Genomic DNA, 16,497 nt, shown 5'->3' on the forward strand with positions numbered 1-16,497 from the left:
GGCCGGTCCTCCTGAGTAGTGCGGTGACCCTCGCACTCAGGTTCGGCCGGTAGGGCGATTCGCTTAGCCCCAATTTTCTGCTCGGACGAGCTTAAGCCTCAATGTCGAGACGGCCGTTGCCGGTGGGGCGGGGAGCGTCCGGTGTGGCGGTCTCGGCGGGCTCCGCGGCGGTGGTCCCCGACCCGTTTCCGGTGCGCCCGTTGTTCATGAAAGCGAACTGCTGCCGCTGCTCCTGGCCCGAGCCCTGTCGCAGGTCGAGCGACGCGTTGCCGAATCCGGACTGCTGCAACTCGCGACGCAGCTCGTCCATCGCGTCCCGCAACGACTCGTGGCCGGCGTCGGTCGAGCTGGAGAGCTGGAGGTTGATCTCGCCGTTGCGGATCTCCGCCACGATCTGGACCGGGCCGAGGTCGACCGGGTGCAGATTGACGGTGAGCCGGTGCACGCCGTCGGCGTCCAGGCGCAACGGGGTGATGTGGGTCGCGAGCTGCATGGCCACCGGCCCGGGCAGCGGAGGTGCCGCCGCGGCCGGTGCCGTGGGGGCTGCTGGGGCCGTCGGGGCCGCCGGTGCGACCCCGCCGATGCCGGCCGGCGCCTCCTGTCCGGGCAGGCCGAACGGCGTTTGGCCGGTCGCCGGAGCGAAAGCCCCCTGAGCGCCAGCCTCCTGGCCGCCGGCGCCCTCAGCGCCAGCTCCCTGACCGCCCGTGCCCTGGCCACCCGTGCCCGCACCGCCGGTGTCTGTTCCCGCAGCGTTACCGCCGGCCTGCTCGCCGCTGCCCGAGCCCCCCGGGGTGCCGGAGCCGTCGGCCGAAGCCGGACCGGTGGTGGCAGTGGCATCGGTGGGCGCGCCATTGGCGCCCGGGGCGGCAACCGCACCCTCCGTGGTGGCGGCCATCGCGGGGCCGGTGGCAGCCCCGGAAACGCTGCCGGTGGTGGCGGATGTGGCGCCCGTGGTGGGGGATGCCGCAGTGGTCGCCGGTGCTGCCGTGGTCTGCGGGCCGGTGCTGCCGGCAGCCGCTCCGAGGTTGGTGGTCGCGCCCAGGTTCGTCGGCGCGGCCGGTCCGGTCGGCGCCTGCGGTGCGGTCGCCGCGGCGGTGTTCGTCGCCGGAGCGGCGGCCGTCTGACCGAACGCCTGCGCGGGTGCGCCAGGGCTCGCCGCGGCGGCCTGAGCGGCGGCGGGCTGCGCTGCGGCCGGCTGGGTCCCGCCCGTGGCGAGTGGTGTGGCACCCGGCCGAGCATCGCCCGTGCCGAGTGGTGCGGCAGCCGGCAACGGGGCACCGGGCTGCGCTGCTGCCTGCGTATCCGCCGGCGAGCCCGCTGCGGCGGTCTGAGCACTCATCGCGGCGGTCTGCGCGTTCGCCGCGGTGACCTGCGCGTTTGCCGTGGCGGCCTGAGCGGCGTCCGCCGCCGATCCCGCGGCTGCCAGCGTCGCCGACGCCGAGGCCGGGGTGATGGCTCCGGCGGCCGAGGTCGTGGCGGAAGTGCTCGGGGACGGCGTCGAGGCCGGCAGTGCCGGCATCGCACCAGCGGCCAGCGCGACCGCGTTCGCCGATGGGGTGGTGGTAGCGGGCTCGGTGGCGCGCGTGGCATCCTCCGCGGCCGCGGATTCCTCGGCCGGGCCGACCGCGGACTCGGTGGATGCCGCGGTGGACTCCGCCAGGGCGTCGGTGGGCCGGCGGCTCTCCGACCGGGTGTTCTCCGGACGGGTGCCTGCGGGCCGGGCGTTCTCCGGACGGGCGCCCTCGGCCCGAGGGTTGTCGAGGCGGGCGTTGTCGGGGCGAGGGTTGTCGAGGCGGGCGTTGTCGGGGCGAGGGTTGTCGAGGCGCGCGTTGTCGAGGCGGCTGTTGTCCGGGCGCGCGTTGTCCGGCCGGGTGGACCGCGGGCGTGCGTCGTCCGGGCGGGTGGTTTCGGGACGCTGCGCAGCCGTGCGCCGCGCCGCGGCGCGGTCCTGTGCCAGGCGCTGCTGCTGGACGGCCCGGTCCTGCGCCGCGCGCAGCTGGAAGTTCCTGGCGGCGGAGTCGGCCACCCGTTCTCCGCTGGCCCGGTCCGCGGCGGAGCGAGCCGAGGAGGATCGCGCGTCGGCGGCGCGGTCGGCCGCCCGCTCATCGGCGGCGCGATTGGCGAGGCGGGTGTCGGCGGCGCGTTCCTGACCGGTGCGGTTGTTGCGCTCGCGGAGCTGCCCGGGGTCGTCGTCGCGGTCGAGCTCGGCGGACAGCGCCGATCCGAACGCCTCGCCGCCGTCGCCGGCCTGGGAACCCGTACGACGGTGGTCGACCGCCGGCCTGCGGTCCGGGCCGGTGACGGAGCTCGTCATGGAGTGCCTCTTCTCGTGAGGATCGGCGCTCAGCCGAGGGCGGCCAGAGCCTTCTGCACCTTCGGCACGTACTTCTGGGTCTCGGCGAACGGCGGGATGCCGCCGTACTTGTGCACGCTTCCGCCGCCGGCGTTGTACGCGGCAAGCGCCAGCGGCACCGTCTTGAACTCCTTCAGGTTGTTCCGCAGGAGCCTCGCGGCGCCGTCGATGGCCTGCTCGGGGTCGAACGAGTTCTTCACTCCGAGCCCGCGGGCGGTCGCCGGCATGAGCTGCATGAGGCCCTGGGCGCCGGCCGGGCTGACCGCCTTCGGGTTGTAGCCCGACTCGACCTTGGCCACGGCCGCCAGCAGCTTGGGCGAGACGCCGTACTTGGCGCCGGCCTTGAGGAACATGTCCGCGTACGGGACGCCGGACAGCGACGTGGAGTTCTGCAGGCTCGCCGGGCGAACGGAAGCAGCGCCAACGGCGGCCGAGGCGGCGGTGGCGTCGGAGGTGCCGAGCACGCGCCGGATGTGCGTGGGCTTCTCGTAGACCGACTGGATCTTGACCTCGTCGCCGGGCTTGGGCGCCGCGATCATCTTGTTGCCGCCGAGGTAGATGGCGACGTGGTCGACCGGCGAGTTGAACGCGAGAATGTCGCCCGGCTTGGCGCTGGCGAGGTTGTCCACCTTCGTGCCGGCCTGGGCCTGCTCGCGCGAGTTCCGGGGCAGCTCGATGCCCAGATCCTTGTACGCCCGCTGCACCAACGCGGAGCAGTCGAGGCCCTTGTCCGGGTTGGTGCTGCCGAACACGTACGGGGTGCCGAGGTACTTCTTGGCCGCGTCGACGACCGCCTGTCCGGTGACGCCGGAGCCGGTGGTGGCGGTGGTGCCGGTGGCGCTGGCGAGAGCGCCCGCGAATGACGCGCCGGAAGTGGCGGTGGTGCCAGTGGTGGCCGCAGCGACCCCGAGCTGCGACCGCAGCTCCGAGATGCGGGACAGAACACCCTGAACACCCATCATGCGCGGCTCCCGTTGTCGTCGTCGGCGCTGCCTTCGTCTTCGTGTTCGGCGGGTTCTTCGAAGCGCTTAGCGGCAAGGGACAACTGCGCGCGGGTCCGTTCGATCGCGACGCGCGCGTCGGCGAGGTCGATGAGGGGGCGCTGGGCGGCCACCGAGTTCGCCGTTTCGCGGGCGACGTCCTCGCGGGCGGCGGCCGCGGCGACCCGGTCGGCGATGCTCCCGCGGCCGGTACGCAGGGCGTTGGCGCGTTCCTCGGTCAACGCGTCGATGCCGCGGGCGGCGTTGCGCGCCTTCGAGGTTATGGCGATCTCGTCGATCGTGTTCTGTTCGACGGTGAGGTCGTGCTTGCGGATGGTTTCGGCGTGCCGCTCGGCCATCATCTCCACGGCGCGGTGCCGTTTCGCCGCGTCCGCCAGTTCGGCCACCTTCTCCCGGGTGCGCTCCTCGGCCTCGGTGACCATCCGGTGCGCGCCCGACAGGGTGGCGGCCAGCGACTGGCGGGCCACCATCGAGGCGACCATCGCCCGCGCGGTGCCCTCGGTCGGCGCGTCGGCTCCGGCGAGGTCGAGCTGCCGTCGCTTGACCAGCGCCTGGGCCTCCCGGATCTCCTGGCGGGACTGGATCACCGCACCGCGGGCGGCGTCCTCCTGGGCCTTGCGGGCGCGCAGCACGGGGCCGAGGCGGAAGAAGCGGTTCACGAGACCTCCCAGAAAGAGCCGTACACCTTTCCGGTCGGCCCTTCCCGCGGTGCGCTGAGCGCCTGCACCCGACCTGCACCCGCTTCAATCCCGAGCGACTCGAAGGCCTCGGCGATCCCGCTGGACCCGGCAGCACCGCCCGGCGCGGGCGCAACGGCCCGGACCCGGCAGGGGATCGCCTGTGTGTCACGGGAGCTGACTGTGCCCGTACCCGAAAAAGATCAGGAAGCGCTGATGAGCTGGCGGAGTTGGGCCCAAGCCTGCTCCGCCGAAACCTTCTCGTCCAAGCCCTGCCGCAGGAACGCGGTGATGTGCGGCCAGATCGCCGTGGCGCGGTCCGCCTCCGGGTTCGTGCCGGGCACGTAGGCGCCGATCTCGACCAACTCGCGGACGTCCCGGTGCGCGGCCATCATCCGGCGCAGCTCGGTGGCGTCGCTCTTCTGCTCCGGAGTGGTGATCTTGTTGGCCACCCGGGAGATCGAGTCGAGGGCCTGGATGCTCGGGAAGTGCCCGGCCGTCGCCAGTTTGCGGTCCAGCACGATGTGCCCGTCCAGGATCGAGCGGGCCGCGTCGGCGATCGGCTCGTTGTGGTCGTCGCCCTCCACCAGCACCGTGTAGAGGCCGGTGATGCTGCCGCGCGCGCCCGGGCCGGCCCGTTCCAGCAGCGACGCGAGCATCGCGAAGACCGAGGGCGGATAGCCGCGGGTCGCCGGCGGCTCGCCGACCGACAGGCCGACCTCGCGCTGGGCCATCGCCGCGCGGGTGACGCTGTCCATCAGCATGAGGACGTCCTGGCCCTCGTCGCGGAAGTACTCGGCGATCCGGGTCGCCACGATGGGGGCGCGCAGCCGCACCAGCGGCGGGGTGTCCGAGGTCGCGATCACCACGACCGAGCGGGCCAGGCCCTCCGGGCCCAGGTCGTGCTCGATGAACTCGCGCACCTCGCGTCCACGCTCGCCGACCAGGGCGACGACGTTGAGTTCGGCAGTGGTTCCCCGCGTGATCATCGACATCAGCGTGGACTTACCGACGCCGGAGCCGGCGAAGATGCCGATGCGCTGGCCCCGGCCGCACGGCACGAGCGTGTCGAGCACCCGTACGCCCAGCGGCATCGGGGCGTCGACGAGTTGGCGCTCCATCGCCGACGGTGGCGCCGCGTCGATGCCCACCAGGTCGCCCTTCAGCGGCGGACCGCCGTCCATCGGCCGCCCCAGCCCGTCCAGGATGCGTCCGCGCAGGTCGGGGCCGATCGCGACCCGCAATGGCCCGCCGGTCGACACCACCGGGCTGCCGGTGCCGAGGCCGGCGATGGGCCCGAGCGGCAGGCAGGACAAGCGGTCGCCGTCGAGGGCCGCGACCTCGGCGAGGACGGCTGAGTCGCCCTCACCGATCTGCAGCAGGTCGCCGACCCGGGCGTCCAGCCCGCTCACGGTCACCCGGAGGCCGACGGCGCCGGTTACCTTGCCGCGGCTCAGCGGCTGCGCGGCGGTCAGGGCGGCGTTGATGCGGTTGCGGAAGACGTCGGTCACCGGCGGGAGCTCCTCACAGTCGCAGCGCCTCTTTCGCTCGGGCGACAGCGGCGGCGATGGACGCGTCGACCGTCGTGGTTCCGGTCTCGGCCACGGCGTCGCCGGGGCGCAGGGCCGGGTCGGGGCGCAGGTGCACGGGCCGGCCCTCGTAGTTGTAGTCGGCGTCGGTTGCCATGCCGACGAGACTGCGGAAATCCTCGGGATGCAGGCTGACCACGATGTCGCCCTGGTCGGGTGCGGCGTGCATGGCCCGGCGCAGGGCCGCCGCGGCGCGCCCCTCGGGGTCGTCCATCGCCCGGCCGACGATCGCCTCGGCGAGCTCGAAGGCGTGCGCGAGCACCGCCTCCTCGAGCTCGTGCAGGGTGGGCATGAGCTGCGTCTCCAGGCCCGTGACGGCCCGGCCCAGGGCGTTGACCGCCTGCGCGAGCGCGGTGGCGCGGCGCTGGTCGTGCGCGTGTTCGCGCGCCCGGCCGCGCTCGGCGGCCGCCTCGGCCTCCTGCGCGGCGGCCCGCTGGCCCTGTGCCCATCCCTCGGCGTAACCGGTGGTGCGGGCCTCCTGCTTCGCCCGCTCCACCGGAGCGCTGTCGAGGGGTACGCCCCGGCGCAGGTCCACGCCGAAGCGGACGGCGGCGGCGGACTCGGCCACCGAACCGCGCAGCACCGGCCGGTCCTCAGACGACGAGCTCATCGGCCTCGCCGCCACGCTGGATCTCGATCTGGCCGGAGTCCTCGAGCGAGCGGATCACCGAGACGATCTTCTGCTGCGACTCCTCGACCATCCGCACCTTGACCGGGCCCATGAGGTCCATCTCCTCGAGCAGGTTGTCCCGGCCGCGTTCGGACAGGTTCTTGGTGACCTTCTCGCGAACCTCGTCGTTGACGCCCTTGAGCGCGGTGGCGAGGTCGGAGGGCTCGACCTGACGCAGCACCAGCTGCACCGAGCGGTCGTCGAGGTTGACGATGTCCTCGAACATGAACATCCGCCGGCGGATCTCCTCGGCGATCTCCGGGCTGCGCGCCTCCAACGCCTCGAGGATGAGGCGCTCGGTGGTGCGGTCGGCGCGGTTGATGATGTCGACCAGGGGCCCCAGGCCGCCGACCGTGGACAACTCGTCGGGCTGCAACACCGTGGAGAGCTTGCGCTGCAGGGCCAGCTCGACCTGGCGGATCACGTCGGGGGAGGTGCGGTCCATGACCGCGATCCTGTGCGCGACGTCCGACTGCACCTCGGGCGCGAGCCCGGACAGGATCGAGGACGCCAGCGCCGACGGGATGTGCGCCAGCACCAGCGCGATGGTCTGCGGGTGTTCGTACTGCACGTACGAGAGCAGCTGCCGGGGGTCGGCGTGGCTGAGGAAGTTGAACGGCATGTCGGTCATCGACGCCTGGAGCCGGTCCAGGATCAGGGCGGCCCGTTCGGTGCCCAGCGAAGCCTCGAGCAGTTCCCGCGCGTACGCCATGCCGCCCGCCCCGGCGTGCTTGGTCGTCGCCAGGGCGTAGAACTCGTCGATGACGTCGTTGACCACCTCCGGCTCGAGCTTGCCCAGCCTGGCGATCTCGGCCGAGAGTTCCTCGACCTCGTTCTCCTTCATGTTGGCCAGGACCCGGCTCGAGTACTCCTTGCCCATGCGCACCAGCAGGATGGCTGCCTTGCGCAGTCCGGTCATCGACGCAGTGCTCAGCGCGGGTGTGGACAATGCGGTTCCTCCTTGAACCAGGGGGTGTTCCTCGGATCAGTCAGCGACCTGCGCCCAGCCACCCGCGCAGCAGAGCGGCCATCTCCTCCGGCTGGTCCTCGACCATCTGCTCGATCTCGCGCTGCCGGCCCTCGAGCTCCTCGTGGTTGATGTTCGCGGCCTCGATCGCCGGCGACGGGATCGCCGCGTTCAGCTCGGCCAGGCGCTGCGCCTCCAGGGCGGCCTGCATGTCCTCGAGGTGCTTGAGCTCGGCCGGGGTGAGCGCCTTGCGCTTCTTCTGCCGCCGGCTCCAGCGCCAGGCGATGAAGATCAGCAGGAGGACGATCAGTGCCATCCCCGCCGTCTTCATCAGCGAGGTCTGCTTCACGCTCTGCTCGGCGGCGGCCGAGGCGGCCAGCGCGTCCTTGGCGGCGGTCGCGGCGCTGGTGTCGAACGCCATCGCGCTGACCGCGATGGTGTCACCACGGGTCGGATCGATGCCGGCCGCGGCACTGACGAGCTGCTGCACGTCGGCCTGGTTCACCGCACCGGCGGTGGTCGCGTCGAGCAGGACGGCGACGTTGAGCCGCTTGATGCCGCCGGGGGCGCTGTTGCGGTTCTCGGTGACCTCGTTGACCGCGTTGTTGCGCACGGTGTTGGTGTTCTCGTACTGTCCCGAACCCCCGGTGCCGGTGGGCCCCTGGATGTTGTCCGGCCCGAGCACACCGCCCGTCCCGGTGCCGTTGCCGTTGTAGGCCTCCCGCTGGATGCTCTCCGAGAGCGCGGCGACGGACGGGTCCGAGCTGAAGGTCTTCGACGTGGTCTGAGTCTGGTCGAAGTCCAACTCGGCGGTGGTGGTGACCACGGCGTGGCCCGGTCCGACCACGGCGTCGAGCATGTTCTGCAGCGATGAGTTCAGGCGGTTCTGGAAGGAGACGGTCTGCGAGTCGGAGCCGCTGTCCCCGCCGGTGGCGATGGCCGCGCCGCCGCCGGTCGAAAGGATCTTTCCGTCCGCTCCGGCCACGGTGACGTTGGTCGGGTCGAGGCCCTCCACGCTCGAGGCGACGAGGTGCACGATCGCCTGCACGGTCTGGTTCGACAGCGGCTTGCTGGCCGACGACTGCACCAGCACCGACGCGGTGGTCTTGTTCTGGTCGTCGGCGAAGACGTCCTTCTGTGGAATCACCAAATTGACGGTCGCCGCTTCGACGCCGTCAATCGCCTTGATGGTGTTCGCCAGCTCGCCCTGCAGGGCCCGCTGGTAGTTCGTGTGCTGCATGAAGTCGCTGGTGGTGATGCCCTGCTGGTCGAGCAGCGCGTAGCCGGTGTCGGACTCACCGGGCAGCCCCTCGCCGGACAGTTGCAGGCGCAGGTCGTACACCTGGTCCTGCGGCACCATGATCGTGGTGCCGCCGTTGGCCAGTTCGTACGGCGTGCTGCTCTTCTGCAACGACTCGACGATCGCGCTCGCGTCTTTGCTCGACAGGTTGCTGAACAGGGCGGAGTAGGACGGCTTCGAGGCCCAGGTGGCGAAGAAGTAGCCGCCGATTGCGAGGGCGAGCACCGCCGCGATGGTGACGGCCTTCTGTCCCGGGGTGAAGGACTTGAAGGTGTCGCCGACCTTGCGTACGGGCGCGGGGAGACGGTCCGTCATGTTAGGCCTGCATTCTCATGATTTCCTGAAAGGCCTCCACGGCCTTGTTCCGGATCGCCATGGTGAGCTGGAGGCCGAGGCCGGCCTCGGTGGCCGCCATGGTGTATTGCGCCGGGTCCTGCAGGGTGCCGTTGGCCACCTGCACGGCCAGGTCGCCCGCCTTGGTCTGGGCCGCCTGCACGCTCTCCAGACCCTTGGACAACATGCCGGCGAAGTCGGTGTTCGGCCCGCTGGCCTTGTCGGTGCCGGTGAGGGCCCCGGCACCCGAGACGCCGCCGACCCCGCCGACGCCGGAGAGGCCACCGACCGCGCCCAAAGCACCGATGGGCGACGTCATGATCAGCCCTTCCCGAGGTTGATCGCGGCCTGGTACGACTCCCGCGCCCGGTCGACCACCGAGAGGTTCGCCTGGTACGAACGCTGCGCCATCATCATCTGGGCCATCTGGCTGCCGAGGTCGATGTCGGGGCGACGGACGTAGCCCTCGGTGTCGGCCAGCGGGTTGTCGGGCTCGTAGGCGAGCCGGCCCTCGGCGCTGCCCAGGGCGATGCCGCCGACCTGCGCGCCGTTGCCGTCCTGCGCTTCCTGGGCCACGACGTAGCGGGCCTGGAAGGCGTTCTCCGAGGTCCGGCTGACGTTGTCGATGTTGGAGATGTTGTCCGACACGGCGTCGAGCCACTTGCGGTAGACGGTCACACCGGTTGCCGCGGTGCCGATCGCGTTGAAGGTGCTCATCTAGGTCAGGCCCCCTTGATCGCGTCGCGGATCGAGTTGTACTTGCCGTCGAGAGCGCGGATGGTGAGCTGGTAGCGCATCGTGGTGTCGATGTGCGAGAGCGTCTCCTCGTCCAGGTTGACGTTGTTGCCGTTGAGGCGCGTCGGCTCCAGCGACTTCAGCACGCTGGGCGAAACCGTCGAGGGCGACTGGCCGTGAGCGACGGCGCTGCTCAGCGCCTCCTCGAACTTGACCTTACGAGCCTGATAGCCGGGGGTCTCGATATTGGCGATGTTGTTGGCGATGGCGTTCTGTCGAGCTGACAGGCCGGCGACTGCGACTCGGAGCGAAGACGATGCGACGTCATCGAACACGGTGGCGGTTCCCTTCCGGTGGTGCGAGGTGCCGGTCCCTGGCTCCTTGTTGAGCAGTCCTTTGCTCGTACCTTTCGCTTCGGCCCGCACTCCGATCCGCTGAGCTCCGAACGGTTGCTGACCGGTTGCACAACAAAACCCGGCGTCCCTGACGGGACACCGGGTCGTGATGACGGTGGTGTGGGCGGGTCACATGGCGCAGTCGATGTAGGTGGGAACTTGTTTGCCCGGGGTGCCGACCTCGACCCGCGCGGCGAAGGCGTTCTGCCGGCGATTGTTGGTGATCGCCATGGCTGCCGCCTTCGCGGCCTCCAGTTGCCGGGTGAGGATGGCGTCGGCCCGGGGCCGCAGATCCAACGGAAGCGGGCCGAGGCCCGGGGGCGGTTCCCACGGCGTCGCTGACGGCAGTTCCTGGTTGCGGTGTTCGTCCGCGATCATCCGCTCGACGGCCTCGACGTCCTCTTCGAGCTCGTCCAGTGCGCTGATCCAGGCTTGCCGCCAGTCGTCGGCCATCGGAATCACCCCTCGGCGGCCGCGACAGCCAGCGCCGCCTCGCGCCAGGTGTCGCGCAACGGCTCCATCAGCCCGCGAATCGCGGCGACCTTGGCCGCGTCACCCTGCACGTTCGCGTTGACCAGCTCAGTCTCGACGAAGGCGTACAGCGAGGCCAGGTCCTTGGCGCCCTCCCAGACGTCCGGCTTCAGCGTCACGTGCAGTTCGGTCACGATGTCGCCGGCGTGCTTCAGCTGGAGGTTGGCCTCGGGCCGGTCATCGGCGAGCAGCGCCTGCTCGCCACGGGAGAGGTCCATGATCAGCCGGTCGAACAGCATCAGCAGCAGCTTCGCCGGCGAGGCGGTGGCGACGGAATCGGCGAGGTAGCGCTGGCGCATGGCCTGTGAAGGATTGGTCATGTGGTGGGCTCCGCTCAGCCGAGGCCGGCGAGCTGACTCGCCAGCCAGGAGGATTGTTGCTGCATCTTGCCCATGGCGGTCTCGAGACTGGAGAACTGCTTCTCCAATGCCGCCTTGCGCAGATCCAGCCGGACATCCCAGGCGCTGACCTGGTTGTTCAGGGTCTTGATGGCGGCGTTGCGGCGCTTGACGAGGCCGGGAAGAGTCCCCTCCGGCAGCTTGTTCGCCGGATCGGTGGGCAGCTTCACGCCCTCGCTGGCCTGCAACCCCACCGTCAGCAGCTTGAGGGCGATGCCCTGCGCCTGGTCCCAGCCCGGGTCGAACTTGGTGGCACTGGCCTTCGGGTGCGCGACCTCTTTGTGGGAGTCGAAATATGCCTGCGTCTTGACGGGATCGGCCGTGTACGACTTCAGGAACTCCGCCTTGTCGAACTTCAGCTTGCCGCCGCGGTCCACCGTGATGCCGACCGAATTGAAGGTGCCGACCGTGTTGTTGGGCCCCAGGTTGGGCGCACCGCCGGAAACGGTACTCAGGATGTCCTGGCTGAGCTTGCGCAGCGCACTTTCACCCACCAGCGCCCCGCCCGCGGTGGTGCCGCTCTTGGCTTTCATCTGGGTGGCGATCTCGCTGAGCGCCACGTTGGCGGCTTCGACCATGGTCGCCACCTTGGTGGCGAGATCCTCGGGGTCGGAGGCAAGGCTGATCGTGACGGGAGCGCCCGGATCGGTCTTCTTCGTGGCGGTGACGGTCAACCCCGTCTGCACCTCGGTGAAGGTGTTCGACGCGGACGTGATGACGTAGGAGGTTTCCGTGGGGCTGTCCGTGCCGACTCTGAGCTGAGCGTCGACGCCCTGGGCGGTGAGGTTGGGGGTGCCGAGGGCCACGGACAGGCCGGTAAGGGCGCCGCTGAGGTCGTTGGTCCAGTCGCCGTCGACGTCGTTGGAGAAGGCAGCGGCCGCGCCCGAGCTCTTCGCGGTGAGCTGAAGGGTGTACTGGCCCGGCGCGACCTGCACCGCCGCGGCCTTGAACATGGAGTCGGCCTCGCCGTTGATCGCCGCGGCCACCGAGTTCAGCGACCCGTTGGTGGGGGTCAGTGTCTTCGTGCTGCCATCGGCCAGCCTGATGTCGAAGGTGACGCCATTGTCCAGGACGGGTGCTAGCGCGGCATCGCTCGCCGAGGAGACCGACCCTCCGGTGAACGTGGCCGTGTGCGTCGTCGCCAAGGATTCGACCGCGAAGGAGAACGAGCCGGGCTGCGCGCCGGGCAGGGCGGTGACCACGGCGGCGTCCGAGCTCGACGTCGCCTTCACCCCGGTCCAGCTCCCCGGTTCGCTGAGCGCCTTGGTCGCGGTGATCAGCGCCGACATCTTGGCGTTCACGGCCTGCAGCCCGGTCACTGCCTTGTTCTCAGCCGTGACCTTGTTCTTTAGAGCGGTCTGGGGCAGTGCCTCGACCTGCATGAGCTGGGCGACCGTGCTCGAGGTGCTCATGCCGGTGACAAGTCCGTCGACGCTAGCCATCGCGGCACCCCCTTCTTCTCTACGTCTGTACCGATACCGGACGGGCGGTCGGCGAGGTCGCCGGCCGCCCGTCTATTCGGTTGTCTTTTCAGTTTGCTGAGTGTGATGCGGCTATCAGCGCAGGAGGGACAGGACGCCCTGCTGCGACTGGTTCGCCTGGCCCAGCATGGCGGTGCCGGCCTGGGACAGGATCTGCGAGCGGGTGAAGCTCATCATCTCCTGCGCCATGTCGGTGTCGCGGATCCGGCTCTCGGACGCCGACAGGTTCTCGACCGAGGTGTTCAGGTTGTTGATGGTGTGCTCGAGCCGGTTCTGCGCGGCACCGAGCTTGCCCCGCTCGGTGGAGATCAGCACGACCTGGTCGTCGATGTCGTTGATGGCGGCGGTCGAACCGACACCACCGGTGTTGGCGTTTGCCGCGCCGATGAGCGACGCGGCGGCCGCACCCAGGTCGATGTCAGCCATGTCCACGGTGAGCGTGTCGTCGGTGTTGGCGCCGACCTGGAAGTTCAGCGTGGCACCCGTGTTGGGAGTAGCCGGGGTGGTGCCGCCGGGAGTCGTGCCGGGAGCCGTACCGGCGGTGGTGCTACCGGACAGCAGCTTCACACCGTTGAAGTCGGTGCGCTCCGCGATCGCCACGATCTCCTCGCCGAGCGCCGACAACTCCTCGTTGATGGCGTCGAGCGACTCCTGGTTGTTGCTGCCGTTGGCGGCCTGCACCTGCAGGTCACGGCCGCGTTGCAGGATCGACTGCACCTCGTTGAGCGCACCCTCGGCGGTCTGGACGACGCTGACGCCGTCCTGGGCGTTGCGGGTGGCGACCTTGAGGCCACCGATCTGGCTGCGGAGACCCTCGCTGATGGCGAGACCCGCGGCATCGTCGGAGGCCCGGTTGATCCGGAAACCCGACGACAGCTTCTCGAGCGACTTGGCCATCTGGTTGTCAGACGTCGACAGGCTGCGGTAGGCGTTCTGGGCAGCGATGTTCTGGTTGATGCGAAGACCCATTTGAATTTCCTCCTTGAGTGGGGTCCTGACCGGCCCGTCCGTGAGCCGTTGTGCTTACGCCATCCATGTTCGGCGGGGCGGTTCCGGTCTTGAGGAGTATTTGAGATTTCTTCGCGCCAGGTTCGCGGAACGTTGAAACCCGGTCGCACCAGTGCGCAACCGAAGCGCCCTCAAGTCCTCAGAGACACCATGCGAGTGCCGACTTGTCCGGTGAGCGGGGGAAAAGCCTCCTAGCAGAGACGGAGGAGCCGGTGAGCCTGACCGACCTGTCCAGCGTCCTGTGGCGTGCCCGGGAGCTGTTGGAGCTGCTGCTGTTCAAGCTGGAGGAAGAGCAGCTGCTGCTCGCCGCCAACCGGTCCCGCTGGCTTGCCCACGCCACCCGCGAAGTAGAGGTGGTGCTGGATCAGATTCGGCAGACCGAAGTGGCCCGAGCGGCCTACGCGCAGGCGGTCGCGCTTGAGCTGGGCTTGAACGCTGAGGCGTCGCTGGGTGAACTGGCGGATGCCGCGCCGGCCCCCTGGTCCGAGCTGCTGCACCAGCACCGCAGGGCCTTCCTGACCCTGACCTCGGAGATCAGCGCCGTGGCGGAGTCCAACCGCGACCTGCTCACCGCGGGTCAACGGGCGGCTCGCGAAACCATGCTCGCGTTCGCCGGAACCGTGGAAACGTATGGCCGGCAAGGCAAAACCGTCAGCGGCGGCGTACGCCGCCCCAGCCTGGTGGATGAGGCGATCTGATGGCAAGCAGCTTTGGTGGCATCAACACCGCATTGAGCTCGCTCTACGCGCAACGCCGCGGACTGGACGTGACTGGGCAGAACATCGCGAACGCCAACACCGAGGGATACTCCCGGCAACGCGTCAGCATGCAGTCGCAGGTCGGCGGCACGACCGCGACCATGTACGCGAAAACCGACGGCCTTGGCACCGGGGTCGCCGCGTCCGACGTGCAGCGGATGCGTGACGAGTTCCTGGAGAACCGGGGCCGGATGGAACACGGCGTGAACGCGCAGCTGGCGAGCCAGAAGGCGGCGTACACCTCGATCGAGAACGCGTTCGCCGAGCCGAGCGACACCGCGCTGGCCGCCCAGTTCCGCGACATGTGGGGCAGTTGGAACGATGTGGCCAACAATCCGCAGCTGCAGGCTCCCCGCTCCGCCGTGATCCAGCAGAGCAACACGGTCGCCGATTCGCTGAACGCCGCCCATGAGTCGCTCGCCCGGCAGTGGAAGCAGAACGAAGTCCAGATGGGCGCCTACGTCGACGAGGTCAATGGCACCGCCCGCTCGATCGCCCAGCTCAACGACAGCATCGTCAAGGCGAACGCCTCCGGGATCACGGTGAACGAGCTCGAGGACCGGCGCGATCAGCTGGCCATGAAGCTCGCCGAACTCACCGGCGCCACCGCGGCCAAGCGGGACAACGGCGGCATGGACGTCTTCGTCGGCGGTACCAACATAGTCAGTGGGACCGTCGTCAACGATATCCGCTTCGCCGGCCCGGACCGGCTCGAGAACCAGACCCCCGCCAACAAGGCCAGTCTGGTCTGGACCAACATCCCGGATCCCCCCGCGAACCGGGTCGAGGCCGGCGGCACGATGGGCTCGATGATCCACACGATGGCCGAGATCATCCCGAACCTGTCGAGCGAGCTCGACTCTGTCGCCGACAACATGATCGACAAGGTGAACACCGCGCACCGCGCCGGCCACGGCGTCAGCGGCGCCACCGGCGAGGACTTCTTCCGCCGCGCGGCGGATGGCTCGATCGAAGTGCTGATCAACGATCCGGACGACGTGGCGATCGCGGCGACCCCCGGCACCCTGGACAACTCGGTCGCCGCCGGAATAGCCGATATCGGTGACTTGGGCGACGGCCCGGACCGGGAGTACGAGGGAATGATCGGACGGCTCGGAGTCGCCGCGCAGGGCACCGCCCGCCGCGCCGAGATTCAGTCCGTCGTGACCGAACAGGTCGACGCGGCACGCGAGGGCGAGGCCGGGGTCAATCTCGACGAGGAAATGACCAACCTGCTGACGTATCAGCGTGGATACGAGGCCGCGTCCCGGGTGCTGACCACGATCGACTCAATGCTCGACCAGCTCATCAACCGCACCGGCCTGGTCGGAAGGTAAGGAGAAACATCATGATCGGCGGCGGCAGAGTCACCGAGGGCAGCATCCATACCCGGGTGCTGGCCAATCTTCAGCGCAGCCTCGCCAAAGGTGCGCAGATCCAGGATCAGCTGTCGAGCGGCAAGCAGCTCACCAGGCCGTCGGATTCCCCGGCCGGCACGGTCGCCGCTCTGCAATTGCGCTCCGAGACGCGCACGAGTGAGCAATACCTGCGCAATGCCGAGGACGGCATGGCCTGGTTGGGCACGGTGGAAGACACGCTGAAAAGCGCCTCTGATCTGGTCAACCGGGCCCGGGACCTCACCGTGCAGGGTCTCAACACCACCACGAACGGGGCGGTCGCCAGCGAAGCGCTGGCTATGGAGATAGATCAGATCCGGGATGCGCTGATCACCCATGCGAATTCCAGATATCTGGACCGCCCGGTCTTCGGTGGCAACACGACGAATGCGGAGGCCTACGACAGGACCACCGGCAGCTTCACGGGCAACCCGTACGACCCCGGTTTGCCCTACGACGAGGAGCAGGCCCGCAGAACGAGCGTGTCACGCACCGTCGGTTCGGATGTCAAGGTGCGGGTGGACATGACCGGCCCCGAGGCTTTCGGGGATGACGCCACCGGGCTCTTCAAAGTGCTGGAAGACATTTCGGTCGGTCTCAAGGCCGGAGATGCCACCGCCTTGTCGGCCGGTCTGGCCGGCCTCGATGCGTCTTCTAATAAGCTGAATTCCGCCATCTCGGAGGTGGGATCCCGATACAATCGGATTACGCAGATGAAGGATTCCGCACAGGACCGGTTGTTGTCCGTGACGGCGCAGTTGTCCGATATCGAGGACATCGATCTGCCGAAAACCATCATGGAAATGCAGCTCCAGCAGACCTCGTACCAGGCGGCACTGGCCGCCTCGGCAAAGGTGATTCAGCCCTCACTCATCGACTTCCTGAGGTGACCATGAGTACTCGC

Annotated in this window: 17 protein-coding genes; 3 read left to right on the top strand and 14 right to left on the bottom strand. The window is 69.4% G+C overall.

Translation table 11 applies throughout. The features are described from left to right. Window positions 1–91: 91 nt before the first annotated feature. From AB0M36_RS28070 to AB0M36_RS28135, 14 genes are all read right to left on the bottom strand, one after another. Window positions 92–2,314: a flagellar hook-length control protein FliK gene (locus AB0M36_RS28070; protein WP_364163039.1), complete on the bottom strand. Its 2,223-nt coding sequence runs from the start codon at window positions 2,312–2,314 to the stop codon at window positions 92–94. Between the two features lie 29 nt (window positions 2,315–2,343). Then, window positions 2,344–3,315 carry a transglycosylase SLT domain-containing protein gene (locus AB0M36_RS28075; RefSeq protein WP_364163042.1) on the bottom strand — a complete coding sequence of 324 codons (972 nt, stop codon included), beginning with the start codon at window positions 3,313–3,315 and terminating at the stop codon, window positions 2,344–2,346. Beyond that, window positions 3,312–4,013 carry a hypothetical protein gene (locus AB0M36_RS28080; protein WP_364163045.1) on the bottom strand — a complete coding sequence of 234 codons (702 nt, stop codon included), beginning with the start codon at window positions 4,011–4,013 and terminating at the stop codon, window positions 3,312–3,314. The genes AB0M36_RS28075 and AB0M36_RS28080 overlap by 4 nt, the downstream gene beginning before the upstream one ends. A gap of 221 nt (window positions 4,014–4,234) precedes the next feature. Next, window positions 4,235–5,542 (bottom strand): FliI/YscN family ATPase, encoded by a 1,308-nt coding sequence (locus AB0M36_RS28085; RefSeq protein ID WP_364163048.1) that lies wholly within the window; start codon window positions 5,540–5,542, stop codon window positions 4,235–4,237. 13 nt (window positions 5,543–5,555) lie between these two features. Beyond that, a complete protein-coding gene (locus tag AB0M36_RS28090; protein ID WP_364163051.1) occupies window positions 5,556–6,230 on the bottom strand; it encodes a FliH/SctL family protein in 675 nt (224 codons plus the stop codon). Continuing rightward, window positions 6,214–7,239, bottom strand: coding sequence for a flagellar motor switch protein FliG (gene fliG / locus AB0M36_RS28095; RefSeq protein ID WP_364163054.1), 1,026 nt, complete (start codon window positions 7,237–7,239; stop codon window positions 6,214–6,216). Before fliG ends, AB0M36_RS28090 begins: the two co-directional genes overlap by 17 nt. Window positions 7,240–7,279: 40 nt before the next feature. Then, complete coding sequence (fliF, locus tag AB0M36_RS28100; RefSeq protein WP_364163057.1) at window positions 7,280–8,872, bottom strand: flagellar basal-body MS-ring/collar protein FliF; 1,593 nt, start codon at window positions 8,870–8,872, stop codon at window positions 7,280–7,282. Window position 8,873: 1 nt separating this feature from the next. After that, window positions 8,874–9,209 (bottom strand): flagellar hook-basal body complex protein FliE, encoded by a 336-nt coding sequence (locus AB0M36_RS28105; protein ID WP_364163060.1) that lies wholly within the window; start codon window positions 9,207–9,209, stop codon window positions 8,874–8,876. A 2-nt stretch (window positions 9,210–9,211) separates the two neighbouring features. Then, entirely contained in the window at window positions 9,212–9,607 is a 396-nt protein-coding gene (locus AB0M36_RS28110) for a flagellar basal body rod C-terminal domain-containing protein (RefSeq protein WP_364163063.1), read from the bottom strand. A 5-nt stretch (window positions 9,608–9,612) separates the two neighbouring features. After that, window positions 9,613–9,960 (bottom strand): flagellar basal body protein, encoded by a 348-nt coding sequence (locus tag AB0M36_RS28115; protein WP_364163065.1) that lies wholly within the window; start codon window positions 9,958–9,960, stop codon window positions 9,613–9,615. A gap of 189 nt (window positions 9,961–10,149) precedes the next feature. After that, window positions 10,150–10,473 (bottom strand): hypothetical protein, encoded by a 324-nt coding sequence (locus AB0M36_RS28120; RefSeq protein WP_364163068.1) that lies wholly within the window; start codon window positions 10,471–10,473, stop codon window positions 10,150–10,152. 5 nt (window positions 10,474–10,478) lie between these two features. After that, on the bottom strand, window positions 10,479–10,871 hold the full coding sequence (fliS, locus tag AB0M36_RS28125; protein ID WP_364163070.1) for a flagellar export chaperone FliS: 393 nt from the start codon (window positions 10,869–10,871) through the stop codon (window positions 10,479–10,481). Between the two features lie 14 nt (window positions 10,872–10,885). Then, the gene (gene fliD / locus AB0M36_RS28130) at window positions 10,886–12,391 is read right to left on the bottom strand and encodes a flagellar filament capping protein FliD (protein WP_364163072.1); all 1,506 of its coding nucleotides are present in this window, start codon (window positions 12,389–12,391) and stop codon (window positions 10,886–10,888) included. Window positions 12,392–12,505: 114 nt separating this feature from the next. Further along, entirely contained in the window at window positions 12,506–13,399 is an 894-nt protein-coding gene (locus AB0M36_RS28135) for a flagellin (RefSeq protein ID WP_364163074.1), read from the bottom strand. Between the two features lie 251 nt (window positions 13,400–13,650). On the opposite strand from AB0M36_RS28135, the gene flgN reads away from it, so the two are divergent. From flgN to AB0M36_RS28150, 3 genes are read left to right on the top strand one after another with little or no spacing between them, the layout of a single operon-like run. Next, entirely contained in the window at window positions 13,651–14,136 is a 486-nt protein-coding gene (gene flgN, locus AB0M36_RS28140; protein ID WP_364163076.1) for a flagellar export chaperone FlgN, read from the top strand. After that, window positions 14,136–15,533, top strand: coding sequence for a flagellar hook-associated protein FlgK (gene flgK / locus AB0M36_RS28145; protein WP_364163078.1), 1,398 nt, complete (start codon window positions 14,136–14,138; stop codon window positions 15,531–15,533). The genes flgN and flgK overlap by 1 nt, the downstream gene beginning before the upstream one ends. Window positions 15,534–15,544: 11 nt before the next feature. Continuing rightward, the gene (locus tag AB0M36_RS28150) at window positions 15,545–16,483 is read left to right on the top strand and encodes a flagellin (protein ID WP_364163081.1); all 939 of its coding nucleotides are present in this window, start codon (window positions 15,545–15,547) and stop codon (window positions 16,481–16,483) included. The last annotated feature ends 14 nt before the right edge of the window (window positions 16,484–16,497 follow it).

Origin of the sequence: Actinoplanes sp. NPDC051346 (assembly GCF_040682215.1) — a bacterium.
Taxonomy (GTDB): domain Bacteria; phylum Actinomycetota; class Actinomycetes; order Mycobacteriales; family Micromonosporaceae; genus Actinoplanes.

Bases quoted from the DNA above. Each gene is read 5' to 3' on its own strand.
- AB0M36_RS28070 (WP_364163039.1), bottom strand. From the start codon at position 2,314: ATGACGAGCTCCGTCACCGGCCCGGACCGCAGGCCGGCGGTCGACCAC.
- AB0M36_RS28105 (WP_364163060.1), bottom strand. From the start codon at position 9,209: ATGACGTCGCCCATCGGTGCTTTGGGCGCGGTCGGTGGCCTCTCCGGC.
- AB0M36_RS28120 (WP_364163068.1), bottom strand. From the start codon at position 10,473: ATGGCCGACGACTGGCGGCAAGCCTGGATCAGCGCACTGGACGAGCTC.
- fliF (WP_364163057.1), bottom strand. From the start codon at position 8,872: ATGACGGACCGTCTCCCCGCGCCCGTACGCAAGGTCGGCGACACCTTC.
- AB0M36_RS28090 (WP_364163051.1), bottom strand. From the start codon at position 6,230: ATGAGCTCGTCGTCTGAGGACCGGCCGGTGCTGCGCGGTTCGGTGGCC.
- AB0M36_RS28150 (WP_364163081.1), top strand. From the start codon at position 15,545: ATGATCGGCGGCGGCAGAGTCACCGAGGGCAGCATCCATACCCGGGTG.
- AB0M36_RS28135 (WP_364163074.1), bottom strand. From the start codon at position 13,399: ATGGGTCTTCGCATCAACCAGAACATCGCTGCCCAGAACGCCTACCGC.
- fliS (WP_364163070.1), bottom strand. From the start codon at position 10,871: ATGACCAATCCTTCACAGGCCATGCGCCAGCGCTACCTCGCCGATTCC.
- AB0M36_RS28075 (WP_364163042.1), bottom strand. From the start codon at position 3,315: ATGATGGGTGTTCAGGGTGTTCTGTCCCGCATCTCGGAGCTGCGGTCG.
- fliD (WP_364163072.1), bottom strand. From the start codon at position 12,391: ATGGCTAGCGTCGACGGACTTGTCACCGGCATGAGCACCTCGAGCACG.
- AB0M36_RS28110 (WP_364163063.1), bottom strand. From the start codon at position 9,607: ATGAGCACCTTCAACGCGATCGGCACCGCGGCAACCGGTGTGACCGTC.
- flgK (WP_364163078.1), top strand. From the start codon at position 14,136: ATGGCAAGCAGCTTTGGTGGCATCAACACCGCATTGAGCTCGCTCTAC.